Origin of the sequence: Kitasatospora sp. NPDC001309 (assembly GCF_042896295.1) — a bacterium.
Classification (GTDB): Bacteria; Actinomycetota; Actinomycetes; order Streptomycetales; family Streptomycetaceae; genus Kitasatospora.
In genome coordinates, this window is record NZ_JBIAXC010000007.1 from 98916 (window position 1) to 122558 (window position 23643).

Here is a 23643-nt window from a genome sequence, read left to right on the forward strand (position 1 = left end):
CCCCGGCCCGAAGGCCGGAGCAACCTGGGAGATCAAAGGTGAGCCGTCCCTCTACCGTCCCCGGGGCCGAACTGGCCCGTGAACTGGCCGCCGTACTGCGCGGGGAGGTCCGTTTCGACGCCGCCGAGCGCACCGTGTACAGCCAGGACGCCTCCAACTACCGGCAGCTGCCGCTCGGGGTGGTCAAACCCGCGGACCCGGACGATGTGCGCACCGCGCTGGCACTGTGCCGGGAGTACGGCGTGCCGGTGGTGGCCCGCGGGGCCGGGACGAGCGTCGGCGGGCAGGCGATCGGCCCCGGTGCGGTGGTCCTGGACTTCCGCCGCCACCTCGGTGCGGTGCTGGAGGTGGACGCCGAGGCCCGCACCGCCCGCGTCCAGCCCGGCACCGTGCTGGACGACCTCCAGCGCGCCGCCCGGCCGTACGGGCTGCGCTTCGGCCCGGACCCGTCCACGCACAGCCGCTGCACCCTCGGCGGCATGATCGGCAACGACTCCTGCGGCTCCCACTCGCTCGCCTGGGGCCGCACCGCCGACAACGTGGAGCGGCTGGAACTGCTGCTCGCCGACGGCACCGAACTGACCGTCGGCGGGCGGCTCACCGCCGCCGAGCGCGCGGCGCTGACGCACCGGCCCGGCCGGGCCGGCCGACTGCACCGCGAACTCCAGGAGTTCACCGACCGCAACCTCGCCGTCATCCGGCAGGGCATGCCGCAGCTGCCCCGCCGCACCTCCGGCTACCCGCTGGACGCGCTGCTGCCCGAACACGGCCACGACCTGGCCCGGGCGCTGACCGGCACCGAGGGCACCTGCGCGCTGCTGCTGGGCGCCACCGTCCGACTGGTCGAGGCCCCGCCGGCCCGCGCCCTCGTGGTGGCCGGCTACCCCGACGAGGGCGCCGCCGCCGACGCCGTCCCCGCGCTGCTGCCGTACGGTCCGCTCACCGCCGAGGGCATGGCCGCCGACCTGATCGCCGCCCTGCTCGCCGCCGGCCCGCGCCCGCCCGCCCTGGACCGGCTGCCCGCGGGCGGGTGCTGGCTGTTCCTGGAGACCGGCGGCGCCACCGCGCTGGCGGCCTACCAGGCGGCCCGCCGACTGGCCGACGCGGTGCGCCGGGAGCCCGCGGCCACCGTCGCCCTGGTCACCGACCCGGTCGAGCAGCGCCAGCTGTGGGCCGTCCGGGAGGCCGGCGCCGGGATCGTCACCCGCCTGCCCGGCGGCGGCCAGGCCTGGCCCGGCTGGGAGGACTCCGCCGTCCCGCCCGAGCGGCTCGGCGACTACCTGCGCGGCCTGCGCGCCCTGCTGCGCCGGCACGGCCTGCACGGCGTGCCGTACGGGCACTTCGGCGACGGCTGCGTGCACCTGCGGATCGACTTCCCGCTGGACCGGCCGCACGGGGCGCCGGTCTTCCGGGAGTTCCTGGAGCAGGCGGCCGACCTGGCGGTCTCGTACGGCGGTTCGCTCTCCGGCGAGCACGGTGACGGGCAGGCCCGGTCCGAGCTGCTGCCGCGCATGTACCCGCCCGAAGTCATCGCCCTGTTCGGCGAGTTCAAGCGGATCTGGGACCCGGAGAACCTGCTCAACCCGGGCGCCCTGGTCGACCCCCGCCCGCTCGACGCCGACCTGCGCTTCGTCACCGCCCCGCGCCGCCCGCTGCCGCTGGCCCTGCCGTACGAGCAGGACGACGGCAGCCTCACCAGGGCGGTGCACCGCTGCGTGGGTGTCGCCAAGTGCGTGGACCCGACCACCGGGGTGATGTGCCCGAGCTACATGGCCACCGGCGAGGAGCGGCACTCCACCCGGGGCCGGGCCCGGCTGCTGGCCGAGATGCTGCGCGGCGAGGCCGTGCCGGACGGCTGGCGCTCGGCGGAGGTGCGGGAGGCCCTGGACCTCTGCCTGAGCTGCAAGGGCTGCGCGAGCGACTGCCCGGTGCACGTCGACATGGCGACCTACAAGACCGAGTTCCTGTACCAGCACTACCGGCGGCGGCCCCGCCCGCTCGCCCACTACTCGATGGGCTGGCTGCCACTGTGGCTGCGCATGGTCGCACCGGCGCCCGCGGCCGCCAACACGCTGGCCCGCTCCCGGGCCGGCGCCCTGCTCAAACGGCTCGGCGGGATCGACCGGCGCCGGGTGCTGCCGGTACTCCCGCCCGAGACCTTCACCCGCTGGTACCGGCGCCACCGCGCCAACCGGCCTGCCCCGGCGGGCGCCCGGCCGGTCCTGCTGTGGCCGGACACCTTCTCCGACCACCTCCAGCCCGACGTCCTGCGCTCGGCCGTCGAGGTACTGGAACACCTGGGCTTCGACGTCCGACTGCCCGACGGGCCGGTGTGCTGCGGCCTCACCTGGTACTCCACCGGTCAACTCGGCACCGCCCGGCGGGTGTTGCGGCGCAGCCTGGCGGCCCTGGCGGCCACCGGGCTCCCGGCCGACACCCCCGTGGTCGGCCTGGACCCCAGCTGCACCGCCACCCTGCGCGAGGACCTGCCCCGACTCCTCGGCGCGGAAGGCCGCCCACTCTCCCAACGGACGCGCACCTTCGCCGAGTTCATCGACGAGTACGCTCCGGAGGCGCCGCTCCCCCCGGTCCGGCTGGAGGCCGTCACCCAGACCCACTGCCACCAGCACGCGGTGCTCGGCAGCGCCGCCGACCGCCGGGTCGAGGCCCGACTGGGCCTGGACAACCGGGTACTGGACTCCGGCTGCTGCGGGCTGGCGGGCAACTTCGGCTTCGAACGGGGGCACTTCGAGGTGTCCCGGGCGATCGCCGAGCGCGTCCTGCTGCCCGAGGTCCGGGCCGCCGGGCCCGACACCGTGGTGCTCGCGGACGGGTTCAGCTGCCGCACCCAGATCGCCCAACTCGCCGACGGGCGACGGGCCCTGCACCTGGCCGAGCTGATCGCCCGGGAGCTGCGGGAGCAGTCTTCGGAATGAGCTAGGCGTGCTCGGCGAGGAAGGCCCCGGCGTGAGCGGCGGCCTCCTCCCGGGTCGGGTGGCCGGCGGCCGCCTCGCCGCTCACCCCGTCGGCGCCGACAGCCGTCCAGTGCCAGCCGTCGGCGGCCCGGTCCGCGGCCAACTCGAATGTTCCGCCGAACAGTTCGAGCGAGCCGGGCCGGGCCGCCGGACGGCTGACGGCCTCCGGCCACTTCTTCCGGGCGCCCTGCCGGGTGATGCCCCAGACGGCGCCCAGCTGCTCGTAGCTGGCGCCGTAGGAGCCGGCGGTGGCGGCCGCGGTCGCGGCAAGTCGCTCGACCTCACCGTCAGGCAGCCAGCACGGAGAGGGCGATCTCGGCCGGATCGGCGTGCCACATCCGCTCCTCGGGCAGCCCGGTCGCCCGGGCTCGCACGGCGGCGGCGACGGGATTGAGCGCGTCGAGGAGGGCCTTGGCCAGTTCGGCCTGCTCCTCGGTGGTGATCTCCACAGCAGTCATGGCGACAACCACAGCTACCAACAGGGTCGACGACAACCAAAGTCACCGCCCGAATCGATCCGGCCCGAGCGGCGACCTCGCGCCCCGCTTCTCGGGCGCGAACGGGGCCCCGGAGGCGAGCCCGCGGTAGCCGACCACCAGCGCCTCCCCCAGGAAGCCCACGCCGATGGAGAGTTGGACCGGACGGGCGTCCGCCGCCAGGCCGCCGCGCTCGGCGAGCAGCGCGAAGCCCGCCATCGCGGCGAGCGAGACCACGGCCACCAGGAAGGACCGCCCGGTGTAGCGCTGCCACAGCACGCCCTCCCGCTCGTACACCCGGATGGTGGCGCCGCGCAGCGCGCCGAGGCCGACACCGAGCGCCGCACCGGCGCCGATCCAGACGTAGTCGCCCACCCCGAGGCCGTGCCGCTGCGACAGTGCCCACAACCCGAGGGCGGTGAGCACCACCGGCGGCGCGAAGAGGTCCCGCGCGTTGAGCGGCTCACCGCGCAGCCGCCGGACCACCACCACGGCCACCACGACCCCGATCAGTGCCACGTGCACCCAGTTGCCCATCCCCGCCCCACTCCCCGATTTTTATAGCTCAGCCGTGCTAAATCAGCCCAGGCAGCAATGTAGCTCGCCCGTGCTATAACGGCAACATGCCGAAGATCGTCGACCCCGTCGAACGCCGCCAGGCCGTCGCCGACGCCGTCCTGCGCGTCGCCGCCCGGGAGGGCCTGGAGCACGCCTCACTGCGCAACGTCGCCGAGGAGGCCGGACTCGCCGTCGGCTCGGTCCGCCACTACGTCGCCGGCAGCTCCGAGCTGATGCTCTTCGCGATGCAGGAACTGGCCCGTCGGATCGACGCCCGCGTCCGCACCCACGCCCGCGCCCTGCTCGACCCGGAGCCCACCCCCGGTACCGACCGGCGCGAGCAGACCGCCCGGCTGCTCGCCGAGACCCTCCCACTGGACGCCCGGCGCCGGGAGGAGTCCGCACTCTGGCTCTCGTTCGTCACCGCCGCCCGCACCCGGCCCGAACTACGTCCCCGCGCCGCTGAGTTGCAGGCCGGTCTGGACGAACTGGTGCGGCGCGTCCTGGTCGAGACCGAGCGCTCCGGCGCGCTGCTCCCCGGCCTCGACCTCGACGTCGAGACCCGCCGGCTCTCCGCCCTGCTGGACGGCCTCACCCTGCAGGCCGTCCAGCACCCCGACCTGGTCGGCCCGGACGCACTGCGCGCGGTGCTGCGCCGCCACCTCGACACCCTGGCGAGCGGCTGACGACGCGCCGAGGAACCCGCCGCCCGGGCGAGCCCGGTCCGCGCGGTGGGCCGACGGCGCCCGGCGCCCGAGGCCGGTTCCGGCCGGGTCAGCCCTGCAGCGCCTCCTTCTTCGGCGCCGCCTCGGCGCAGACCGCCGACACGAACTCCGCGAGCCGGGCCTGCGGCAGCCCGCGGGCGATGTCGGCCTCGCTGATCATGCCGACCAGCTTGTGCTCCGGGTGGTTGATCACCGGCAGGCGGCGCACCTGGTACTGCTCCATCACCCGCAGCACCTGCTCGCAGTCCTCGTCCGCCTCCACCGTCATCGGCCGGCCGAGCGCCAGTTCACCCGCCGTCACCTCGGACGGATCGCGCCCCTCCGCGACGCAGCGCAGCACGATGTCGCGGTCCGTCACGATGCCCAGCAGCCGGTCGTTCTCCCCGCAGATGGGCAGCGCGCCCACGTGTCGTTCCCGCATTATCCGGGCGGCGGCGGCGAGCGTCTCGTGCTCGCGGATGCACTCCGCCCCCGGGTGCATGATGTCGCTGGCGATGGTCATGGTCCGCCTCCTGGCCTGGCTTCCAGCCCCTCGTCCATCCTGGTCCGACCGGGTGACCCACGCCACCGGGCCCGGGCGGGCCCGGTGGGGCTCAGGACGCCGCCCCGGGCTCGGCGCGCTCCGTCGGGCCGGGGGCCTCCGGGTCCGCCCCGTCCGAACCCAGCCCGTCCAGCTCCGCTCCGTCCAGCGGCGACGCGTTCAACAGCTTCTCCAACGGCGGCAGTTCGTGCCGGGGCCGCTCGTGCGGGAGCTCCTCCTCCGGCACCTCCCCGCGCTCCACCGCCTGCTCCGCGGACTTCGCGGCGGCGGCGACCGCGGCGGCCGCCAGCAGGTCCCGCTGCTGGGACTCCGTCGCGCTGTCCAGGAACCGCAGCAGCTCCACCGGGAACGGCAGCACCAGCGTCGAGTTCTTCTCCGCCGCCACCTCCACCACGGTCTGCAGCAACCGCAGTTGGAGCGCCGCCGGGGTCGCGCTCATCACCGCCGCCGCCTCCGACAGCCGGGCCGAGGCCTGGAACTCGCCGTCCGCCGTGATGATCCGCGCCCGCCGCTCCCGCTCGGCCTCCGCCTGGCGCGCGATCGAGCGCTTCATCGACTCCGGCAGGGCGACGTCCTTGATCTCCACCCGGTCGATCTGGATGCCCCAGCCCAGCGCCGGGCTGTCGATCATCAACTCCAGCCCCTGGTTGATCGGTTCGCGGTTGGCCAGCAGGTCGTCCAGCTCGCTCTTGCCGATGATCGACCGCAGCGAGGTCTGCGCGACCTGGGAGATCGCGAAGTTGTAGTCCTGCACGTTGACCGTCGCCTTGACCGGGTCCTCGACCCGGAAGTAGACCACCGCGTCCACCCGCACGGTCACGTTGTCCCGGGTGATGCCCTCCTGCGCCGGAATCGGCATCGTCACGATCTGCACGTTCACCCGGCGCAGCCGGTCCGCGATCGGCATCAGCGCGACCAGCCCCGGCTCGCGGATCTCCTCGCGCACCTTGCCGAAGCGGAACACCACGCCCTTCTGGAACTGCTGGACCACCCGGATGCTCAGCCCCGCCCAGATCGCCCCCAGCCCGGCCAGCCCCCCGAGCGCCCCCAGCACCGCATCGACGATCATCGCGGCCTCCTCGCGGCCTCCGCGCACACCGGCGCGTCCGGCCACCGCCGACCGAACCGGGCCGGGAGCCACCGGAGCAACTGCTTCAACGCTACGCCTGCGCGGACAAGGCCGGATCGAACGTCCTGAACCACAGGACCCTCCCCGGGCCGCACGCCCTAGGATCGGGCCCATGCAGCCGGCCCCCGCCGATGACCCCGGCGACCCCCGCCACCCGGCCGAGGCCGCCGCCCGCGCCACCGGACTCACCGTCCTCGACCGGGTCGTCACCGACTGCCGGGCCTGCCCCCGGCTGGTCGCCTGGCGCGAGGAGACCGCCCGCACCAAGCGCCGCGCCTACCAGGACTGGGACTACTGGGCCCGGCCGATCCCCGGTTTCGGCCCGCCCGACGCCCCGCTCGTCCTGGTCGGTCTCGCCCCCGCCGCCCACGGCGGCAACCGCACCGGCCGGATCTTCACCGGCGACCCCTCCGGCGACCTCCTCTACGCGGCCCTCCACGAGCTCGGGCTCGCCAACCGCTCGGAATCCGTCCGGCACGGCGACGGCCTGGAGCTGTACGGCGTCCGGATCACCGACCCGGTGCGCTGCGCCCCGCCCGACAACAAGCCCAGCACCGCCGAACGCGACACCTGCCGCCCCTGGATCACCCGCGAACTGCAACTGCTGCGCCCCACCGTGCGGACGGTCGTCGCCCTCGGCGGCTTCGCCTGGCAGGCGGTGCTGCCGGTGCTCGCCGACGCCGGCTGGACCGTGCCCCGACCGCGCCCGGCCTTCGGCCACGCCGCCCTGGCCACCCTCCCCGCCCGGGACGGCGGCCCCGACCTGCGGCTGTACGGCTGCTACCACGTCAGCCCGCGCAACACGAACACCGGCCGGCTGACCACCGCGATGCTCCGCGAGCTGCTCCGCGAGGCGGCCGTCTCGGCGGGGCTCAGCCCCCATTAGGGCGTGTCTGACAATTCGCGTCGGATCAGCGCGCGGCGTTGGGGTGCGTGCATCGCAAGGCGGAGGAGGGAGTCCATGCGGAGCATCGGCGACCGACGACAACGCGGCGAGGTGCGTGCCCCGGCGTCGCGTGCCCGGCGGGAATTGTCAGACACGCCCTGGCGCGTGGCCCCGCACGGCACGGCTCAGTCGAACCGCCGGGTGGCCGTGATCCCGCCGTCCACCGGCAGGGTCACGCCCGCCACGTACGAGGACCGGTCGCTGAGCAGCCAGGCCGCCGCCTCCGCCACCTCGGTGTCCAGGCCCGGGCGGCCCAGCGGGGTCGAGCGGGCGACCAGGGCGGCGAACTCCGGGCCCGCCGCGAAGTACTCCTCCGTCCCGGGGGTGCGGACCACCCCGGGCGCGACGGCGTTGACCCGGACGCCGTACCGCGCGTAGTCGGCGGTGGCCGCCTTCACCAGGCCGGTCAGTCCGTGCTTGGCGGCCTGCTGGGCGCCGTCGCCGAAGCCCCCGACCAGCGCGCCCACCCCGGAGTTGAGCACCACCGAGCCGCCGCGGCCGGCCGCCGCCATCGCCCGCAGCTGGGCGCGCAGGCAGAGCCAGGTGCCCCGCAGGTTGAGCGCGTGGGTGTCGTCCCACTCGGCCTCCGAGCGTTCGGCGAGCGGAGCGGGCGGCAGGCCGTTGCCCGCGTTGTCGAAGGCCGCGTCCAGCCGGCCGAAGGCGGTCAGCGCCGCGTCCACCGTCCGCTGGGCGCCCTCGGCGGTGGTCAGGTCGGCGGCCACCGCCACCGCCTCCCCGCCGGCGGCCCGCAGTTCGTCGGCCAGCGCCTCCACCTCCGGCGCGGAGCGGGCGGCCAGCACCAGCAGCGCGCCCTCCCGGGCGAACAGCCGGGCGGAGGTGGCGCCGATGCCCCGCCCGGCACCGGTGACGATCGTGACCTTGTCGTCGAGAAGTCCCATGCGGCGAGCCTGCCGCCGCCCCCCGCCGGCCCACCAGCGGCCGGTCGTTCCCCGGACCGCCCGACCGGGGACCGCGCAGCCAAGGACCGCACAGCCAGGGACAGCCCGGTCCTGGTTGGGCCGGCCCGGCTGTGGCAGCCTGGCGCGCATGCCCGAGACCCCGCTGGGCGCGTTCCTGCGCGCCCGCCGTGCCCGACTCGCGCCCGCCGAAGCGGGCCTGCCCGCGGCCGGCCGCCGCCGCACCCCCGGGCTGCGCCGCGAGGAGGTCGCCGCCCGCGCCGGGATCTCGGCCGACTACTACGCCCGGCTGGAACAGGGCCGCCAACGGGTGCCCACCGGCCCGGTCCTGGACGGTCTCGCCGAGGCCCTGCACCTGAGCGGCCCGGAGCGCGCCTACCTGCACCGGCTGGCCGTACGGCGCGACCGTACGGCGCAGCCAGCCACCGACCCCTCCACCGACCCGGCCGTCCCCGCGGCCACCCTGGCCCTGCTGGAGACCCTGGACGCCGCCCCCGCCTTCGTCACCGGCCCGACCTTCGACCTGCTGGCCTGGAACCGGCCCGCCGCCCTGCTGCTGGCCGGGCCGGAGCGGCGGCCGCCGCACGAGCGCAACCTGCTCTGGCAGGTCTTCTGCTGCCCGTACCGGGACCGCTCGCCGGGCAACACGGCCGCCGACCGCTCGATCGGCGCCGACCTGGTCGCCTCCCTGCGCGCCCAGCACGCCGACCGCCCCCGCGACCGGAACCTGCTCGCCCTGGTCGGCCGGCTCTCCACGGCCAGCCCGGAGTTCGCCGCGCTCTGGGACCACCACCGGGCCGCCCCGCCCGGCCCCGGCCGCCTCCACGTCCGCCACCCCGCGCTGGACACCGCCGTCCTCGACTACACCGTGCTGCCGCTCCCCGAGGAGGGCCGCCACGTCTTCGCCTTCCTCGCCCCACCGGACAGTCCCACCCGCCGCGCCTTCGCCGCCGCGCGCGGAACGTGACCCAGCGGGCAGGGCACGCGGGACGGACAGCGCAGGCAGGACGGGAAAACCGGTACCGCCGCGCCCCCGAACGGCCGTAGCCTCCACCCGAACCCGACGTGCCCCCACCTGACGACCCGGAGTACCCGAGGCGATGACAGCGCACTGCTGCGAGTCCATGACCAGGCAGCTGGACCGGCAGTGCCACCAGCACGACAACCCGTACGACTGCCCCGACGCGGTGGTGCTGTTCATCGCCAAGTACCAGGAGTACGGGATCGTCGTCCACGACGGCGGCCGGGCGAGCATCGGCATCGACTTCTGCCCGTGGTGCGCGACACGGCTCCCCGAGTCCCAGCGGGACCGCTGGTTCGACGAGCTCGAACGCCGGGGCATCGACCCCTGGGCGCAGGACATCCCCGCCGAGTTCGAGGACGACCGCTGGCTAACCCTCCCCGGCGGCGACACCCGCTAGGGCCACAGGCCTCCCGGGCCCTACTCGAACCGCGTCAGCCTCCGGCCCGCCGCCCCCGCCCACACCTGCGGCAGCCGGGCCCGGGCGGCCTCCGCCGCCGCCAGCTGGCCCGCGTAGAGCACCCCGCAGGCGAAGGGCTCGCCGGCCGCCGCGGGCCGGGACGCCAGGGCGGCGGCGGCGACCACCGCGTCCTGGTGCTCGCCCAGCACCTCCTGGACGGCCTTCATCCGCTCCGCGTACCGCTCCGCCGCCGCGCCGACCGCGGGTGCCGCCGTCTCCCCGGCGTAGCGGGCCCGCTTGGCGGCCTTGCGGGCCTCGTGCAGGGCGCCGTCGCGTTCCGCGGGGCCGGCCGTGAGGGCGGTGTGCACCCGGGCGGCGGTGCGGCGCTGTTCGCGGGCCGCGATCCGGGAGAGCTCGGGGCCGGCGGCCCGGGCCGCGCGCGGGCGCAGCGGCGGGTCGGCGAGCAGGCTGGTCAGGGCTTCGGTCAGCGCCCGGCGGCGGGGGCTGTCGAGGGCGGCGACCACCTCGGGCCGGGCCCGGCGGTACTCGGCCGCGCCCCATTCCCGCAGCGACCCGGCGACCCGTTCCGGCCCGCAGGCCTCGGGCAGTTCGCGGGCCCGGGCGGCCAGCCGTTCGGCGAGCACCTCGCTGTCCCGGGCCCGCCCGAGGGTGGCGCCCAGCCAGCGCAGGTCGGCGACCAGGGTGTCGGTGGCGCCGGGGTCGAGGAGCCGGCGGAAGGTCCGCAGCGCGCTGCGCAGCCGTCGGCAGGCGACCCGCATCCGGTGCACGGCGTCGGGTTCGTCCGCCCGGACGGCGTCGTCCAGTCCGGCGAGCACCACCGCCTGGGCCTCGACGCGGTCGAGCAGCACCTCTCCGACCGTGGTCTCGGGCCTCGCCATGGACGCGCACCCCCTCGTCGGGGTCACCGGTGATGCCTTCCAGGGTAGGCACCGGGCGGCGGCTGTCGACCCCGCAGGGCCCGAGCGGGCACCGTCACGGCCCGAGCGGGCACCGCCCGGGCTGTCAAGGGTCCTACGCGCCCTCGTGCCCGGCACGAGGGGCATGGCATACTCCGGAGCGTGCTGACCTCCACCCATGCGACCAGGGCCCTGCGGGCCGCGGTGTTCACCGCGCTCGCCGTGCCGATGGCCGCGTTGGGCCAGGTGGTCATCACCGGTCGCCCGCTGTCGCTGTCGCTGGTGGCCACGGCGAGTGCCGTCGTCTTCCTGGTGGTGGCCGCGATGGCCGGCGGGGAACGCCGGCTGCTGCACATCACCGCCGTGATGGTGCCGGTCGAGCTGCTGCTGAACACCACCTTCAACTTGGGCCAGACCGCCTGTGGGCCGGTGCTCTCCGAGCACGTGTCCGCGCGCGGGGTGAACCTGCTGGTCTGCGGCGGCGGTTCGGTGGACGGCTCGCTGCTGGGCGGCCCGCTGGGGCACACCGGGGAACTGGCGCCCGCGGCGACCCAGTTGCTGCTCCTGGTGGTGCACCTGGCGATCGCGCTGGCCGCCTCGGCCTGGCTGCGGCTGGGCGACGCCGCGCTGTCCGGCCTGGCCCGGGCGCTGCGCGCGCTGCACCAGTCGCTGGCCCGCCCGCTGCGGGCGCTGCTCCTGCTGCTGCTCCCCGCCCCGGTGCGCCCGGTGCTGCGGGTGCCGCTGCCGGTGTCCGACCACGAGCGGCCGCGCCGCGAGGACGTGGTGCTGAGCCCGGCTCCCCGGCGTGGTCCGCCGGTTCTCGCGCCTGCCTGCTGAGCGCGTACCCCCTTCCGTCACCTGAGCGTGCACGGTTCCGTACGCCCGTGGGCAGTGCGCTCGACTCCGCGTCACTTGCCCCCGCCGCACCCGAGTGCGGCCACCCGCGCGCGCCCGCGCGCCGCGTACAGGAGTTGACTTCCCCATGGCTCAGGACAAGAACAAGAAGCGCGTCAGCGCCCGCGAGCGGATCCAGGAGGCGCAGCGCCGCGAGCAGCAGGCCGCCAAGCGCCGTCAGCTGATCGTCGTGTCGGTCTCCGCCGTCGTCGTGCTGGCGCTGGCCGGCGGTGTCGCGCTCGCGATCAACACCGGTTCGAAGAACGACGACAAGGCGGCCGCGGCCGCCTCCTCGGCCCCGCTGGTCGTGCCGGCGAACGCCACCGGCCCGGACGGCACGGTGATCACCCTCGGCAAGGCCGACGCCCCGCACACCATGGAGGTCTACGAGGACTTCCGCTGCCCGGTCTGCAAGCACTTCGAGGCGGCGAACGGCCAGACCGTCAAGCAGCTCACCCAGGACGGCCAGATCAAGGTGGAGTTCCACCTGGCCGCCTTCCTGGACAAGAACCTCGGCGGCAAGGGCTCGCGCACCGCGCTGGCCGCCGCGGGCGCCGCGCTGAACGAGGGCGTGGACAAGTTCAAGGCCTTCCACGACGTGCTGTACGCCAACCAGCCGGACGAGCGCAGCGACGACTTCGGCGACACCAACCACCTGCTGGACCTGGCCGGCCAGGTGCCCGGGCTCAAGACGGACGCCTTCGTGAAGGCGGTCACCGACCGGACGTACGCGCCGTGGGCGGCGAAGGTGGCCGACGCGTTCAACAACAGCCAGGTGACCGGCACCCCGACGGTCAAGGTGGACGGCAAGACGATCAACCTGTTCGCGGGCAACACCACCGCCACGCCGGAGCAGTTCACCGCCCAGGTGAAGCAGGCCGCCGGCCTCCAGTAGGCCGCCCCGCACCGCACCCGTCCCTCACCACCCCGCACCACACCGCCCCGCACGGCACCACCGGCCCGGCCGAACTCCCGGCCGGGCCGGCTCCTCCCAGCCAGCCACCGGAGTGTGCTGTCATGACCGCCCCGACCACCGTGCACCCCTCCCCGTCCGTCCCCGACGCCGCCGGCCGTGGCCCGATCGGCGCGAGCCGGGCCCTCGCCCTCCTGCTGTTCCTCGGCGGACTGGTCGGGCTGGCCGCCTCGGCCGTCCTGACCTTCGACAAGCTCCGCATCCTGGAGAACCCGTCGTACGTCCCCAGCTGCAACATCAATCCGGTGATCAGCTGCGGCTCGGTGATGCGCACCGAGCAGGCGGAGGTCTTCGGCTTCCCGAACCCGCTGCTCGGCCTGGCCGCGTTCGGCGCGCTGGCGGCGATCGGGGCCGGGCTGCTGGCGGGCGCCGCGTACCGGCGCTGGTTCTGGCTGGGCCTGCACGCCGGGACGGCGCTGGGCGTGGTGTTCGTGCACTGGCTGATCGACCAGGCGCTGTACGAGATCGGCGCGCTGTGCCCGTACTGCATGGTGGTCTGGGCGACGGTGGTGGTGCTGTTCTGGTACGTCACGCTGCACAACCTGCGCTCCGGCGTGATACCGGTCGGGCCCAGGGCGCGGGCGGTGGTCCGGGAGGCGGCGCGCTACCACTGGGCGCTGCCGGTGCTGTGGGCGGCGGTGATCGCGCTGCTGGTCCTGAACCGGTTCTGGTACTACTGGAGCACCCTCCTCTGACCGGCCCGGTCAGCCCACGTACCCCGCCGAGTGCAGCAGTACGGCGGCGCCGGTGCGCCGGGCCTCCAGGGCCCCGGTGAGCCGGCGCGCCGCGCTGGGGTGCAGCAGGGCGGCCGCCCGGGCGGGGGTGAAGTAGCCGTGGTCGGCGATCTCCTCCGCCTGCAGCCGGATCACCGCGCCCCGCTCGACCGCACCGCCGTCGAACATGAAGTGTACGGCCGGGTGGGCGTGCCGGCCCTGGTCGGGGATCGCCTCGCGCCACTCCACCACCAGCAGCCGCAGCTCGCCCGCCGACAGCCCGGTCTCCTCCCGCAGTTCGCGGGCGGCGCACTCGGCGGGGCCCTCCCCCGGGTCCATCCCGCCGCCGGGGAACTGCCACTGGTCGCGGTAACTCGCTTTCAGCAGCAGGACCTTGCCGTCCTCGCCGGTGAGCAGCACGCTGCAGCCGATGTAGGCGCGCAGTATCCGGGCGAGCCACTGTTCCTCCGTGAGTGCCCAGGTCTCCGTCATCGCGCCTCCTCCGCCGGCCGCTGCCCGTCCCGGTCACTCTGCCGCAACCGCCGCCCCGGCAAAGGCGGTTCGTACCTAATCCACCCGATCGGGTATCACCCGAAGACGGCTCGCCGGAAGGCGTTGCGCAGGTCGGTCAGCGGCTGGGTGTTCCGGTCGTGGTGCACCTTGTTGCTGAGCAGCAGGGCCCAGCGGCCCTGGCGGCGGGAGACCCAGCAGCCGGTGCCGGTGAAGCCGTAGTGGACGAAGGTGCCCTCGGCCGGGTCGGTGCCGGCGGCGACCAGCCAGGACAGGCCGCGCGCGGGGGCCAGGCCGCCGGTCTGCTCGCGCAGCGATGCGGTGATCCACCGCGCGCCCCACGGGAGTTCGGGCGGCGGGGCGAGCACGGCGGTGAGGAAGCGGGCCAGGTCGCGGGCGGTGGAGAAGACGCCGGCGTTGCCGGAGACGCCGCCGAGCAGCCGGGCGGAGGGGTCGTGGACGACGCCGTGCAGGTGGGCGCCGGTCGGCTCGTGCCACTCGGTGGGCGCGGCCCGGGCGGTGTCCGCGGCGCCGAGCGGCCCGTACCGGGTGTCGGTCATGCCGAGCGGCCGCCAGGTCCAGCGCTCGGCGAGGACGTCCAGCGGCGCGCCGCCGAGGTCCTCGACCAGGTAGCAGAGCAGCACGGCGGCGCGGTCGGTGTACTCCACGGCCGCTCCCGGCGCACGGTGCAGCGGGGCGGCCAGCACCCCGGCCCGGATCGCCGCCGGCTCCCGCCCGTAGAGCTGCTCGAAGCGGGTGTACGGCAGCAACCCCGCCGTGTGGGCCATGAGTTGACGGACCGTCACGACGCCGACGGGCCGCCCGGCGGCGGGCGGCCACCAGCGGCCGAGCGGTTCGTCCAGCGGCAGCCGGCCGGACTGCCACAGCACTCCGGCGGCGGGCCAGAGCGCCACCACCTTGGTGAGGCTGGCGAGGTCGTACAGGGTGTCCGGCCCCGGCGCGAGCCGCGCGTACGGGCCCTGCCCGAGGGTGCCGTGACTGCCGCCGCCGAGGGCGCCCCCGGCGTCGCCGACGGCCCAGACCGCGCCCGCGCCGACGGCGCGCAGGCCGGCCAGGACCAGCCGGTCCAGCTCCCCGCCGGGCGCGGCCAGGGCGGGGAGGCGCTCCGCCTCGGGTGCTCGGTGGTCCACCCCGGGTGTCTACCCGGGGCGCCGGCCGCTCAGACCGCCGCGGGGAGTTCCTTGCCGAGGCAGATGCTCAGCGGGTGGTCCTTGTAGATGCCGAACTTGCGGATCGCCGTGTAGCCCTCGGAGCCGTACAGCGCGATGGCCTCGGGCTGCTCGCTGCCGGTCTCCAGGATGACGCGGGTGTGCCCGGCCTCGGCCGCGGTCTCCTCCAGACGGTGCAGCACCGCCCGGGCCAGGCCCCGGCCGCGGGCGGCGGGGACCACGAACATCCGCTTGAGCTCGACGTCGCCGTCGCGCAGTCCGTCCGGGCCGGCCTGCTTGGCCCGCCAGCCGCCGCAGGCGACCGGCCGGCCGTCCAGGTAGGCGATCATGAACAGGCCGGCCGGGGCCTCGAAGTCCTCGGGGTGCATCACGGTCTCGTCCGGGTCGCCGTAGCGGCGGACGTACTCCTGCTGCACCTCCGCCGACAGGGCCTGCGCGTCGGGGTGGGCGTACCCGGTGATGCGGAACTCGACGGTGCTGGCGGCCTGCGCGGCGGTGCTCTCCATGGTCGAAGAGCCTACGACCTGCCCTTACTGAGACTCGAACCGGGCGAGCAGCTCGGTCTTGCCGAACATCGCGGCGGCGTCGACGGCGGACGGGACACCCGCCCTCGGGTCGGCGCCGCCGGCCAGCAGGGCGTCGACGACGTCCGAGCCGCCCTTGAAGACGGCCCCGGCGAGCGGGGTCTGGCCCTTGTCGTTGGCGCGGTTCGGGTCGGCGCCGCGCTGGAGCAGGGTTTCCACGGTGGCCGCGTGGCCGTGGTAGGCGGCCAGCATCACCAGGGTGTCGCCGCTGCCGTTGGTGAGGTCCGCGGAGACCCCGGCGTCGAGCGCGGTGGTCAGGGTGGCGGTGTCGCCGGCCCGGGCGGCGTCGAAGAGCTTCCCGGCGAGCGCGATCACCTCGGCATCGGGGGCATCGGTCATGGCGGACTGCCTTTCCAGAGGGGTGACGAGGGCTCGTGCGTACCGCACCGTAGCGGCCCGCGCCGCCGACGGACCAGCGGGCGTCCGGATTCCGGACGGCGGCCCCACCGGCCCCGGGCGCGGTACGCCGTGCGGTACGACGTCCGGCCGCACGGGTTGCGCGGCCATTCGAGCGAACTTCCGGGACCCCCCGGAAACTTCCCACCCACCCCCCGGGAATGCCTCGCGGCACCGGTCCCACCCGGATCCCGCACGACTCCAGGCCCCCACCCCGGCCGGTTCGCACACCGCCGCCCGGCTCACCCGACGGCAATGAACGGCAGAACCACCCATTTGCGCCGTTCCATCATCTATTACTTTTTGTCACGATTAGGGCACTTTAAGTAACACTGTCCCCCGTCCCCCTCCCCGAGGAGCAGAAGTGATCCTCTCGATTTCCGGCATCGTCCTGTTCGGCACCATCGCCTTTCTGTTCTTCCGCAGGGACGGACTAAAGGTCTCGCACGCCATCGTCTGCGCCCTCTTCGGCTTCTACGTCGCCGGTTCCTCGATCGCCCCCAGCATCACCGCGGGCGGCGCCAGCCTGGCGAGCCTGCTCGGCGGCCTTCGGTTCTAGGCGCCGCCTCTCCCCCACCGGCCCGGGCGCGGATCCCACCGCCCCGGGCCCCGTCGTACCACGAGCAGTGCCCCCTCACCCCACCCGTCCCACTCGACCGGGGAGTCACGGAATGCCGCTCCACCGCCATCTCGGCAAGGGCCGCGAGTTCGCCCGAACCGCCGGGGACCACGCCACCGACATGTTCGCCCCGCTCACCGTGATCGGCCGCGGGCTGCGCCACCACGCCGGCTGGGCCAAGGGCCGCTGGCAGGCCACCCCGAAGGAGCGGCGCGGCCCGACGCTGTTCCTGTCGGCCGCCATGCTGGTCGGCATCTACCTGCTGCCGCACGGCCTGCTGTTCGCCCTGGTCGGCCTGATGGCCAGCGCCGCCTGGGCCGGCCGGGCCCCCAAGGCGGCGCCCGCCCCGCCCGCGCCCGACGTCGCCGACGTCAAGCTCGCCGCCCTCTACTCGGCGCTCACGCCGTACCTGTGCGGCCCCGAGGACGCCAATCCGCTGTACCACTTCGAGGGCGGCTACAAGAACGCCTTCGGCTCCTGGGAGTTCGACGGCGAGGGCCGGCTCTCCCGGCTGGAGCTGAGCTACCCCGCCTACTTCACCGACACCGAGCCCGCCGCCCGGGCCCGGATCGAGCAGGTCGTCCAGGGCAAGGCCGGGCGGGCCCGGGAGTACCGCTTCGACTGGGACGAGGAGTCCAACCGGCTGCGGATCACCGCGCTGGCCCCACTGCCCACCGACATCGCCGCCCAGCGCTTCGTCGCCGCCCCGGGCGAGATCGTGCTCGGCTTCACCGACGAGGACGGCACCGCCCGCACCATCCCGGTCCACCAGGGCGGGGCCACCGCCCAGCAGCCGCCGGTGGTCTGGCGCACCGGCCCGCGCTCCTCCGAGCCGCACCTGCTGGCCCTCGGCGTCGCCGGCTACGGCACCTCCAGCCTGATCCGCTCGATCGCGCTCCAGGCGCTCCCGTACGGCGACCTGGTGGTGATCGACGGCGCCGGCACCGGGGAGCACGCCTGCCTGGTCAACCGGCCCGGCGTGCACACCGTGGAGACCAGCCTGCACGGCGCGCTGGCCGCCCTGGAGTGGGCCGCCCAGGAGACCGAGCGGCGGCTCACCGCGCTGAACACCGCCCGGCACACCGGCACCCCGCTGCCCGAGGACCTCACCCGGCCGCTCTGGCTGCTGCTGGACCACCCGACCGAGCTGGGCGAGCTCGCCCACGCCGAGGGCCGCCCCGACCCGCAGGAGCTGCTGGAGCTGCCGCTGCGGCACGGCCGCGCCGCCCGGGTCACCGTGGTGATCGCCGACGACGTCGAGGCCCGGGACCGGATCACCCCGACCGTCCGGGCCACCGCCCGGGCCAGGGTGCTGCTCGGCCCGGCCGGGCCCGAGGAGGGCCACGCCGCGCTCGGCGCGCCGCTGGACATCGTGCCCGCCGCCCACGCCCCGGTCGGCCGCGGCTACGCCCGGATCGGCAACGGCACCCCGGTCCGGCTCCAGGTGCCCGCCACCGTCGACCCGCTGGACGAGGAGGCCCCGGCCCAACTGCGCGACGCGGTGATCGCCCTGCTGCCGCACCGCGACAGCCGGACCGAGCCCGCCTCCGCGGCGCCGCCCCGCCCGGACCGCCCGCCGGTGGTCCCGCCGGACGCCGCCGCGCCCGCCCGCCCGGTCGACCTCGGCAAGACCGAGCCGATGATCCGTTCCCGACCGATCTCCTGACCGCCCGGGAAGCGGGGGCGACCGGCGCCGCGGAATCGCCGACCGGTACGCTCGTCACAGAAAGTCCGCACGATCACCAGATGTGAAATTGGTGACACCTGGGGTGATATCACCGGCCAGATGTGACAAATCGGGCGACGGTGGGTACAAACAGGGGCGGCACGACAGACGACGCATGTCCCGGGACGGGAATCTTCGTCGGAAGCCGAGCGTTGACCGAACGACGAAGAACAGCGACCAGAACAGCGACCACTAGTCCTGTGGGCCATTAAGCCCGGGAGGCACGATTCATGAGCGAGCGAGCTCTCCGCGGCACGCGACTCGGGGCCACTAGCTACGAGACCGACCGTGGTATCGATCTGGCTCCGCGCCAGACCGTCGAGTACGCATGTCAGAACGGACACCGATTCGAGGTTCCTTTCTCGGTCGAGGCGGAGATCCCTCAGGCCTGGGAATGCCGCTTCTGCGGCCAGGAGGCGGTTCTCCTCGACGGTGACGAGCCTGAGGAGAAGAAGACCAAGCCCACGCGCACCCATTGGGACATGCTGATGGAGCGCCGGACGCGCGAGGAGCTGGAGGAGGTGCTGGCCGAGCGGCTGGCCGTGCTCCGCTCCGGCGGGATGAACCTCGCGGTGCACCCGCGTGACACCCGCAAGAGCGCCTGACCCATCTCGCTCCCGCCGCAGGCGGGAGGACGCGAAAAGGGACCCTGGCCACCAGGGTCCCTTTCGCGTTGTCCGGAGCAGTTCGCGTTGTCCGGAGCAGTGGGTGCCGGAGCAGCGGGCGTCAGCCGGAGATCGGCGGGCGGTAGGTGGTGTCGGGGCCCTGCGGTCCGCGCGGACCGCTCTCCGGGTCGACCACCTCGCCCTGAACGACCTTGCCGTCCGGGCGGTGGATGCGCATCTGCTCCTGCAGCCGCATCGCGTCCGCGAACGCGTCGGCGCCCACGGCGGAGGTGCTGCGCATCGCCTTGTCCGCGATCCGGCGGCCGGCCACCCGCCACAGTGCCCTGGTCGGCGGGAACAGCAGGGTCAGGGCGACCAGGTCGGACAGGAAGCCCGGCACGATCAGCAGCAGCCCGGCCCCCACGGTCATGCTGGTGCCGGTCTGCGGCTGCTCGGACTGCGGGTTCTTGCTCTGCTCGATCGCCGCCGACAGGGCCTTGAGCCCGGCCCGCTTGATCAGCGAGCCGCCGATCACCGCGCCGGCGATGAGCAGCAGCAGGACGGTGAGGCCGCCGAGCCAGGAGGCGACCTGCACCAGCAGCCAGATCTCCAGCACCAGCCAGGCGGTGAACAGCAGCGGCAGCACCCGGCGCAGCCTGCTACGCGGGGCCGGACGGGCGGGGGTAGCTTGCTGGGTCACGGTACGGATCCACTCCAAGCGGTGCTCTGCGCGCCGCACGGGAGGTCCGGGCCGGCTACGGCACCACCTGGTCCAACGATTCCGCGGCGGCCGGTGTTCCGTGGAGCGTTCCGTCCACGGCCTTCCGGCGGCGGCCGACCAGCAGGGCGGCGGCGCAGGCCAGCAGGCCGCCGACGGCCAGCGTCCACTCCGGGGCGGAGCCGACCTCGTCGGCGACCGTGGTGCCGTCGCGCAGCGGGACGGTGGCGGACAGCTCGGCCGGGGTCAGCTCCCGGGTGCGCTGCTCGACGGTGCCGTCCGGGGCGATCACGGCGCTGATGCCGCTGGTGGCGGCGATCAGCACGGCCCGGCCGTGCTCGACCGCGCGCAGCCGGCTCATCGCCAGCTGCTGCTCGGGCTGGCCGGTCTCGGCGTAGGTCGCGTTGTTGGTCTGGACGACCAGGACCCGGGCGCCGCTGTCCACCGTGTCCCGGACGATCTCGTCGTAGGCCACCTCGAAGCAGATCACGTCGCCGATCCGCGCCGGGCCGAGCTGCATCACGCCGTTGTGGTCGCCGGGGTAGAAGTCGCGGGCGACCCGCTGGAGGCGGGTGATCACCTTCATCAGCTGGGCCCGGAACGGCACGTACTCGCCGAACGGGACGGGGTGCTGCTTGGTGTAGGAGGCGCCGGGGCCGGTGACCGGGTCCCAGACGATGCCCTCGTTCTGGACGTGCTGCGCGTCCGGGCCGTCCACCAGGGTGCCGACCAGGGTGGGCACGCCGACGGCCTTGACCGCCTCGTCGATGCGCTGGCGGGCCAGCGGGTCGCTGAACGGGTCCAGGTCGGAGGAGTTCTCCGGCCAGATCACCACGTCGGGGCGCGGGACCTTGCCCGCCTGCACGTCGGCGGCCAGGCGCTCGGTGGCCGAGGCGTGGTTGTTGAGCACCATCATCGGGCGGCCGAGGAAGTCCATGCCCGGGTTGGGCACGTTGCCCTGGACGATGGCGACCTTCACGGTGTCGGCCGCGGCGGTGGGCACCGGGACGAGGTAGCCGGCCAGCAGCGCGGCCACCGCGCCGAGCGCCGCCAGCGCGGCCGCCTTCGGGGCCCGGCCCGGCCCGCGCAGGCGCAGCGCGGCCCAGGCGAGCAGGGTGCCGGACAGGGCGACGGCGAAGGTCACCAGCGGCGCGCCGCCGAGGGCGGCCAGCGGGGTGTACGGCGTCGCGGTGTTGGCGAAGGCCAGTCGGCCCCAGGGGAAGCCGCCCAGCGGCAGCCGGTCGCGCGCCCACTCCTGGGTGACCCACAGGGCGGCCGCCCAGAACGCCCAGCCGGGCAGCCGGGAGGTGAGCGCCAGCGCCCCACCGAGCAGGGCCAGGAACAGCGCCTCGATCACCGACAGGCCGACGGTCGCGTCCCAGCCGACCACCCGCAGCCAGCTGAGCAGCATCAGGAAGAACGGGAAGCCGAAGGCGAAGCCCGTCCAGGCGCCCTGGCGGAAGGTGCGGCCGCGGGAGAGCAGCGACAGCGCGGCGACGCCCAGCAGCGACAGCGGCCAGAGGTCGTACGGCGGGAAGGCGAACGCGAGCAGCAGGCCGGACAGCGCGGCGAGGCCGGTGCGCGGCAGGCCGGCCCGGACCTTGGCGAGGGCGCGGGCGAGGCGGCCGGGGGTCGGGGCCGGTTCCGGCTGCTCGGGAGCGGTCCCGGACCGCTCCTGGGTGACGGGCATGGCCACCGGCGCACCATCTTCCTGGGGCTTGCTGTTCGGACGCTGTGCGAAGAAGGTACCCCGGAACGTCGCGGGCGCGTGAGGTCAGGGTGCTGGGCCGGTTCGGGGGGGGTGGTGGGGTCAGCGCTCCGCGTAGTGGAAGCGCCCCAGCGGCCAGTGGTCGGTGAGCCAGGCGGAGACGGCGCGGTACAGCGGGGCGTCCAGCTCGGCGCGGTCGGCGCGGACCCAGGAGCTGACCGAGACCACGGAGGCGTCCTCGCGGTCCGGATAGATGTACACGCAGCCGATCACCTCGGCCCGGTCCGGCTCCAGGACGGTGTAGGTGAAGCCCCGGCGGGCCTCGAAGTCGGCGGCGTGCCGGCGCAGGTCCGCGAGGTTGTCCGCCAGGGGCATGCCGTCGGCGGGCGGCCAGCCGCGGCCCGCCCAGCCGGGGGTGGCGCGGATGTGCGAGGTGCGCGGGCGGGCCCGGCGAGGAGCGTCGGGTCAGCGCGCGGTGTTGGGGTGCGTGCATCGCAAGGCGGAGGAGGGAGTCCATGCGGAGCATCGGCGACCGACGACAACGCGGCGAGGTGCGCACCCCAACACCGCGCGCTGACCCGACGCTCCTCGCCGGGCCCGCCCATGTCCAGGCGGCGTGGTCGGAGGCGTTGTGCTGCTCGCCCAGGGGTTCCAGGCGGAACTCCGGGGCGAGCAGCTCGCGCGGGACGGTGAAGTCGGCGGGGACGATCTCGGTCATGGTCGGCACCCTACGAGGGCGACCGCCCGCCGATCACCCGAATTACCGCTCGTGCACGGTGTTACCGCTCGTACACGGTGCGGCCGCGGACCACCGTGCGCAGGCAGAGCGGGAGTTCGTGGCCCGGGGTGAGGTCGGGCAGGCCGGGGGTGCCGGAGCGCGGGTCGGTGGACCAGCCCGCCACCCGGGAGTCCGGGGCCTGGACGACCAGCTCGTCGGCGGCCCAGAGCGCGTAGTTGGCGACCGCGCCGGGCACCAGCACGCCGTCGTGGTCGCGGCCGATCGCGCGCCAGCCGCCGCGGGTGTGGGCGGTGAAGGCGGCGCGGACCGAGATCCGGTGCTCCAGGGTCCGGTGGAAGGCCGCGGCGCGGACGGTACCCCAGGGGTCGAGCGGGGTGACCGGGGCGTCCGAGCCGAAGGCCAGCGGGACACCGGCCCGCAGCAGGGCCGCGTACGGGTTGAGGCCGGCCGCCCGCTCGGCGCCCAGGCGCTGCGCGTACATGCCCTCCGGGCCGCCCCAGGCGGCGTCGAAGGCGGGCTGGACGGAGGCGGTGAGGCCGAGTTCGCCGAAGGCCGCGATCGCCTTGTCGTCCAGGGCCTCGGCGTGCTCGACGCGGTGGCGCAGCGCCTTGACCCGGTCGGCGCCGACCCGCTCCCCGGCCGTGCGCACGCCCTCGATCACGGCGGCGAGCGCCGCGTCGCCGATCGCGTGGAAACCGGCCTGCAGTCCGGCCCCGGTGCAGGCGGCGACGTGGTCGGCGACCTGCTCGGCGGTCAGGTAGGCGGTGCCGGTGTGCTCGGCGTCGGCGTACCGGGCGTGCAGGCAGGCGGTGTGCGAGCCGAGCGCGCCGTCCACGAAGAGGTCGCCGCCGGCGCCCACCGCGCCGAGCCGGCAGGCGGTCTCGATGCCGCCCAGCTCGCCCCAGTAGCCGAAGACCTCGGGGCCCTCGCCCTCGGCGGCCAGCTCCAGCAGCGCGGCGAGGTCGGCCTCGGAGGAGATCTCCGGGCCGGCGCACTCGTGCAGGGCGCCGATGCCGAGTTCGGCGGCGCGGGCCAGGGTGGCGCGCTGGGCGCGGCGGCGCTGCTCGGGAGTGAGGTGCGCCAGCGCGGTCTGCCGGACGGCGTGGTGGGCGTCCTTGGTGAGCGGGCCGTCGGCGTGGTGGCCGGGGCGCTCGGTGAGGTCCTCGGTGAGGGTGCGCAGCGCGGTGGTGGCGAGCGCGGAGTGGACGTCGGTGCGGGAGAGGTAGAGCGCCGCGCCGCGGGCGGCCGCGTCGAGTTCGGCGCGCGTGGGCGGGCGGCCCTCGGGCCAGCCGGTCTCGTCCCAGCCGTGGCCGATCAGCACCCCGCCGGTCTCCGGCTGCGCCTCGACGAAGGCGGTGACGGCGGCCAGCGCGGCGGCCAGCGAGGGGCTGCCGGTGAGGTCGAGGCCGGTGAGCGCCAGCCCGGTGGAGGTGGCGTGCACATGGGCGTCGACGAAGGCGGGGGTGACCAGGGCGCCGTCCAGCTCGACGATCTCGTCGGCGGTCGCGGCGTACGCCTCGGCGGCGCCGTCGCTGCCGACCCAGGCGATGTGCCCGCCCTCCACGAGCATCGCGGTGGCGAAGGGGTCGGCGGGGCTGTAGACGGCGCCGCCGCGCAGCAGGACGGTCCGGGAGGTGCGTTCGGTCATGCGCCCAAGTCTGCA

26 protein-coding genes are annotated in these 23643 nt (G+C 75.1%); 11 read left to right on the top strand and 15 right to left on the bottom strand.

Translation table 11 applies throughout. The features are described from left to right. The first annotated feature begins 38 nt into the window (after positions 1 to 38). Entirely contained in the window at positions 39 to 2936 is a 2898-nt protein-coding gene (locus ACFY2K_RS09700) for an FAD-binding and (Fe-S)-binding domain-containing protein (RefSeq protein ID WP_387710534.1), read from the top strand. A 1-nt stretch (position 2937) separates the two neighbouring features. Here ACFY2K_RS09700 and ACFY2K_RS09705 read toward each other — a convergent pair whose 3' ends face one another. The 3 genes from ACFY2K_RS09705 to ACFY2K_RS09715 form a co-directional block, all read right to left on the bottom strand. Next, the gene (locus ACFY2K_RS09705) at positions 2938 to 3078 is read right to left on the bottom strand and encodes a hypothetical protein (protein ID WP_375883986.1); all 141 of its coding nucleotides are present in this window, start codon (positions 3076 to 3078) and stop codon (positions 2938 to 2940) included. Between the two features lie 184 nt (positions 3079 to 3262). Further along, on the bottom strand, positions 3263 to 3433 hold the full coding sequence (locus ACFY2K_RS09710) for a hypothetical protein (protein WP_375883984.1): 171 nt from the start codon (positions 3431 to 3433) through the stop codon (positions 3263 to 3265). A gap of 42 nt (positions 3434 to 3475) precedes the next feature. Next, positions 3476 to 3988: a DUF1453 domain-containing protein gene (locus ACFY2K_RS09715; RefSeq protein ID WP_380521346.1), complete on the bottom strand. Its 513-nt coding sequence runs from the start codon at positions 3986 to 3988 to the stop codon at positions 3476 to 3478. Between the two features lie 86 nt (positions 3989 to 4074). Here ACFY2K_RS09715 and ACFY2K_RS09720 point away from each other — a divergent pair, with 86 nt between their 5' ends. Then, positions 4075 to 4695 (top strand): TetR/AcrR family transcriptional regulator, encoded by a 621-nt coding sequence (locus tag ACFY2K_RS09720; RefSeq protein ID WP_375883978.1) that lies wholly within the window; start codon positions 4075 to 4077, stop codon positions 4693 to 4695. Positions 4696 to 4783: 88 nt separating this feature from the next. Here the strand turns inward: ACFY2K_RS09720 and ACFY2K_RS09725 are convergent, their stop codons facing one another. Both ACFY2K_RS09725 and ACFY2K_RS09730 read right to left on the bottom strand, forming a co-directional pair. Continuing rightward, on the bottom strand, positions 4784 to 5236 hold the full coding sequence (locus ACFY2K_RS09725; RefSeq protein ID WP_375883977.1) for a CBS domain-containing protein: 453 nt from the start codon (positions 5234 to 5236) through the stop codon (positions 4784 to 4786). A gap of 91 nt (positions 5237 to 5327) precedes the next feature. Beyond that, positions 5328 to 6344, bottom strand: coding sequence for a slipin family protein (locus ACFY2K_RS09730; RefSeq protein WP_375883975.1), 1017 nt, complete (start codon positions 6342 to 6344; stop codon positions 5328 to 5330). 172 nt (positions 6345 to 6516) lie between these two features. Here ACFY2K_RS09730 and ACFY2K_RS09735 point away from each other — a divergent pair, with 172 nt between their 5' ends. After that, positions 6517 to 7290: a uracil-DNA glycosylase gene (locus ACFY2K_RS09735; protein ID WP_387710537.1), complete on the top strand. Its 774-nt coding sequence runs from the start codon at positions 6517 to 6519 to the stop codon at positions 7288 to 7290. A 185-nt stretch (positions 7291 to 7475) separates the two neighbouring features. Here the strand turns inward: ACFY2K_RS09735 and ACFY2K_RS09740 are convergent, their stop codons facing one another. Then, positions 7476 to 8249, bottom strand: a complete 774-nt coding sequence (locus ACFY2K_RS09740; protein ID WP_387710539.1) for an SDR family NAD(P)-dependent oxidoreductase — start codon at positions 8247 to 8249, stop codon at positions 7476 to 7478. Positions 8250 to 8397: 148 nt separating this feature from the next. Between ACFY2K_RS09740 and ACFY2K_RS09745 the strand changes: the two genes are divergently transcribed. Both ACFY2K_RS09745 and ACFY2K_RS09750 read left to right on the top strand, forming a co-directional pair. Further along, positions 8398 to 9234 carry a helix-turn-helix transcriptional regulator gene (locus ACFY2K_RS09745; protein WP_387710541.1) on the top strand — a complete coding sequence of 279 codons (837 nt, stop codon included), beginning with the start codon at positions 8398 to 8400 and terminating at the stop codon, positions 9232 to 9234. A gap of 133 nt (positions 9235 to 9367) precedes the next feature. Continuing rightward, entirely contained in the window at positions 9368 to 9688 is a 321-nt protein-coding gene (locus ACFY2K_RS09750; RefSeq protein ID WP_380521357.1) for a DUF6980 family protein, read from the top strand. 20 nt (positions 9689 to 9708) lie between these two features. Here the strand turns inward: ACFY2K_RS09750 and ACFY2K_RS09755 are convergent, their stop codons facing one another. Further along, positions 9709 to 10587 (bottom strand): CHAD domain-containing protein, encoded by an 879-nt coding sequence (locus ACFY2K_RS09755; RefSeq protein WP_380521360.1) that lies wholly within the window; start codon positions 10585 to 10587, stop codon positions 9709 to 9711. Positions 10588 to 10767: 180 nt separating this feature from the next. Between ACFY2K_RS09755 and ACFY2K_RS09760 the strand changes: the two genes are divergently transcribed. The 3 genes from ACFY2K_RS09760 to ACFY2K_RS09770 all read left to right on the top strand — a co-directional run bounded on the left by ACFY2K_RS09760 (position 10768) and on the right by ACFY2K_RS09770 (position 13167). Beyond that, positions 10768 to 11442: a hypothetical protein gene (locus tag ACFY2K_RS09760; protein WP_375883962.1), complete on the top strand. Its 675-nt coding sequence runs from the start codon at positions 10768 to 10770 to the stop codon at positions 11440 to 11442. Between the two features lie 145 nt (positions 11443 to 11587). Beyond that, the gene (locus ACFY2K_RS09765) at positions 11588 to 12394 is read left to right on the top strand and encodes a DsbA family protein (protein WP_387710543.1); all 807 of its coding nucleotides are present in this window, start codon (positions 11588 to 11590) and stop codon (positions 12392 to 12394) included. A gap of 122 nt (positions 12395 to 12516) precedes the next feature. After that, positions 12517 to 13167 (top strand): vitamin K epoxide reductase family protein, encoded by a 651-nt coding sequence (locus tag ACFY2K_RS09770; RefSeq protein ID WP_380521363.1) that lies wholly within the window; start codon positions 12517 to 12519, stop codon positions 13165 to 13167. 9 nt (positions 13168 to 13176) lie between these two features. Here ACFY2K_RS09770 and ACFY2K_RS09775 read toward each other — a convergent pair whose 3' ends face one another. The 4 genes from ACFY2K_RS09775 to ACFY2K_RS09790 all read right to left on the bottom strand — a co-directional run bounded on the left by ACFY2K_RS09775 (position 13177) and on the right by ACFY2K_RS09790 (position 15808). Beyond that, a complete protein-coding gene (locus ACFY2K_RS09775; RefSeq protein ID WP_375883953.1) occupies positions 13177 to 13677 on the bottom strand; it encodes an NUDIX domain-containing protein in 501 nt (166 codons plus the stop codon). Positions 13678 to 13772: 95 nt separating this feature from the next. Further along, positions 13773 to 14846: a serine hydrolase domain-containing protein gene (locus ACFY2K_RS09780; RefSeq protein ID WP_380521366.1), complete on the bottom strand. Its 1074-nt coding sequence runs from the start codon at positions 14844 to 14846 to the stop codon at positions 13773 to 13775. A gap of 29 nt (positions 14847 to 14875) precedes the next feature. After that, positions 14876 to 15391 carry a GNAT family N-acetyltransferase gene (locus tag ACFY2K_RS09785; protein ID WP_380401381.1) on the bottom strand — a complete coding sequence of 172 codons (516 nt, stop codon included), beginning with the start codon at positions 15389 to 15391 and terminating at the stop codon, positions 14876 to 14878. Between the two features lie 24 nt (positions 15392 to 15415). Then, on the bottom strand, positions 15416 to 15808 hold the full coding sequence (locus tag ACFY2K_RS09790; protein WP_380587877.1) for an ankyrin repeat domain-containing protein: 393 nt from the start codon (positions 15806 to 15808) through the stop codon (positions 15416 to 15418). Positions 15809 to 16229: 421 nt separating this feature from the next. On the opposite strand from ACFY2K_RS09790, the gene ACFY2K_RS09795 reads away from it, so the two are divergent. The 3 genes from ACFY2K_RS09795 (at position 16230) to ACFY2K_RS09805 (ending at position 18815) form a co-directional block, all read left to right on the top strand. After that, positions 16230 to 16424, top strand: coding sequence for a hypothetical protein (locus ACFY2K_RS09795; RefSeq protein ID WP_188305060.1), 195 nt, complete (start codon positions 16230 to 16232; stop codon positions 16422 to 16424). A 112-nt stretch (positions 16425 to 16536) separates the two neighbouring features. Further along, positions 16537 to 18150, top strand: a complete 1614-nt coding sequence (locus tag ACFY2K_RS09800) for a hypothetical protein (RefSeq protein WP_380521371.1) — start codon at positions 16537 to 16539, stop codon at positions 18148 to 18150. Positions 18151 to 18440: 290 nt separating this feature from the next. Then, positions 18441 to 18815: an RNA polymerase-binding protein RbpA gene (locus ACFY2K_RS09805; RefSeq protein WP_350506367.1), complete on the top strand. Its 375-nt coding sequence runs from the start codon at positions 18441 to 18443 to the stop codon at positions 18813 to 18815. 121 nt (positions 18816 to 18936) lie between these two features. On the opposite strand, the gene fxsA is transcribed toward ACFY2K_RS09805, so the two are convergent. From fxsA to ACFY2K_RS09825, 4 genes are all read right to left on the bottom strand, one after another. Further along, positions 18937 to 19515, bottom strand: a complete 579-nt coding sequence (gene fxsA, locus ACFY2K_RS09810; protein ID WP_380587880.1) for an FxsA family membrane protein — start codon at positions 19513 to 19515, stop codon at positions 18937 to 18939. 55 nt (positions 19516 to 19570) lie between these two features. Beyond that, positions 19571 to 21223, bottom strand: coding sequence for an apolipoprotein N-acyltransferase (lnt, locus tag ACFY2K_RS09815; RefSeq protein ID WP_387710547.1), 1653 nt, complete (start codon positions 21221 to 21223; stop codon positions 19571 to 19573). A gap of 120 nt (positions 21224 to 21343) precedes the next feature. Then, positions 21344 to 21616: a hypothetical protein gene (locus tag ACFY2K_RS09820; RefSeq protein WP_387710549.1), complete on the bottom strand. Its 273-nt coding sequence runs from the start codon at positions 21614 to 21616 to the stop codon at positions 21344 to 21346. 404 nt (positions 21617 to 22020) lie between these two features. Further along, positions 22021 to 23628 (bottom strand): amidohydrolase, encoded by a 1608-nt coding sequence (locus ACFY2K_RS09825; protein ID WP_387710551.1) that lies wholly within the window; start codon positions 23626 to 23628, stop codon positions 22021 to 22023. Between the last annotated feature and the right edge of the window lie 15 nt (positions 23629 to 23643).

What these genes read in the sequence shown, in the direction of transcription:
- ACFY2K_RS09710 (WP_375883984.1), bottom strand. Translation starts at nt 3,433, where the DNA reads ATGACTGCTGTGGAGATCACCACCGAGGAGCAGGCCGAACTGGCCAAG.
- ACFY2K_RS09715 (WP_380521346.1), bottom strand. Translation starts at nt 3,988, where the DNA reads ATGGGCAACTGGGTGCACGTGGCACTGATCGGGGTCGTGGTGGCCGTG.
- ACFY2K_RS09720 (WP_375883978.1), top strand. Translation starts at nt 4,075, where the DNA reads ATGCCGAAGATCGTCGACCCCGTCGAACGCCGCCAGGCCGTCGCCGAC.
- ACFY2K_RS09725 (WP_375883977.1), bottom strand. Translation starts at nt 5,236, where the DNA reads ATGACCATCGCCAGCGACATCATGCACCCGGGGGCGGAGTGCATCCGC.
- ACFY2K_RS09730 (WP_375883975.1), bottom strand. Translation starts at nt 6,344, where the DNA reads ATGATCGTCGATGCGGTGCTGGGGGCGCTCGGGGGGCTGGCCGGGCTG.
- ACFY2K_RS09735 (WP_387710537.1), top strand. Translation starts at nt 6,517, where the DNA reads ATGCAGCCGGCCCCCGCCGATGACCCCGGCGACCCCCGCCACCCGGCC.
- ACFY2K_RS09740 (WP_387710539.1), bottom strand. Translation starts at nt 8,249, where the DNA reads ATGGGACTTCTCGACGACAAGGTCACGATCGTCACCGGTGCCGGGCGG.
- ACFY2K_RS09745 (WP_387710541.1), top strand. Translation starts at nt 8,398, where the DNA reads ATGCCCGAGACCCCGCTGGGCGCGTTCCTGCGCGCCCGCCGTGCCCGA.
- ACFY2K_RS09750 (WP_380521357.1), top strand. Translation starts at nt 9,368, where the DNA reads ATGACAGCGCACTGCTGCGAGTCCATGACCAGGCAGCTGGACCGGCAG.
- ACFY2K_RS09755 (WP_380521360.1), bottom strand. Translation starts at nt 10,587, where the DNA reads ATGGCGAGGCCCGAGACCACGGTCGGAGAGGTGCTGCTCGACCGCGTC.
- ACFY2K_RS09765 (WP_387710543.1), top strand. Translation starts at nt 11,588, where the DNA reads ATGGCTCAGGACAAGAACAAGAAGCGCGTCAGCGCCCGCGAGCGGATC.
- ACFY2K_RS09770 (WP_380521363.1), top strand. Translation starts at nt 12,517, where the DNA reads ATGACCGCCCCGACCACCGTGCACCCCTCCCCGTCCGTCCCCGACGCC.
- ACFY2K_RS09775 (WP_375883953.1), bottom strand. Translation starts at nt 13,677, where the DNA reads ATGACGGAGACCTGGGCACTCACGGAGGAACAGTGGCTCGCCCGGATA.
- ACFY2K_RS09785 (WP_380401381.1), bottom strand. Translation starts at nt 15,391, where the DNA reads ATGGAGAGCACCGCCGCGCAGGCCGCCAGCACCGTCGAGTTCCGCATC.
- ACFY2K_RS09790 (WP_380587877.1), bottom strand. Translation starts at nt 15,808, where the DNA reads ATGACCGATGCCCCCGATGCCGAGGTGATCGCGCTCGCCGGGAAGCTC.
- ACFY2K_RS09800 (WP_380521371.1), top strand. Translation starts at nt 16,537, where the DNA reads ATGCCGCTCCACCGCCATCTCGGCAAGGGCCGCGAGTTCGCCCGAACC.
- ACFY2K_RS09805 (WP_350506367.1), top strand. Translation starts at nt 18,441, where the DNA reads ATGAGCGAGCGAGCTCTCCGCGGCACGCGACTCGGGGCCACTAGCTAC.
- lnt (WP_387710547.1), bottom strand. Translation starts at nt 21,223, where the DNA reads ATGCCCGTCACCCAGGAGCGGTCCGGGACCGCTCCCGAGCAGCCGGAA.
- ACFY2K_RS09820 (WP_387710549.1), bottom strand. Translation starts at nt 21,616, where the DNA reads ATGCCCCTGGCGGACAACCTCGCGGACCTGCGCCGGCACGCCGCCGAC.
- ACFY2K_RS09825 (WP_387710551.1), bottom strand. Translation starts at nt 23,628, where the DNA reads ATGACCGAACGCACCTCCCGGACCGTCCTGCTGCGCGGCGGCGCCGTC.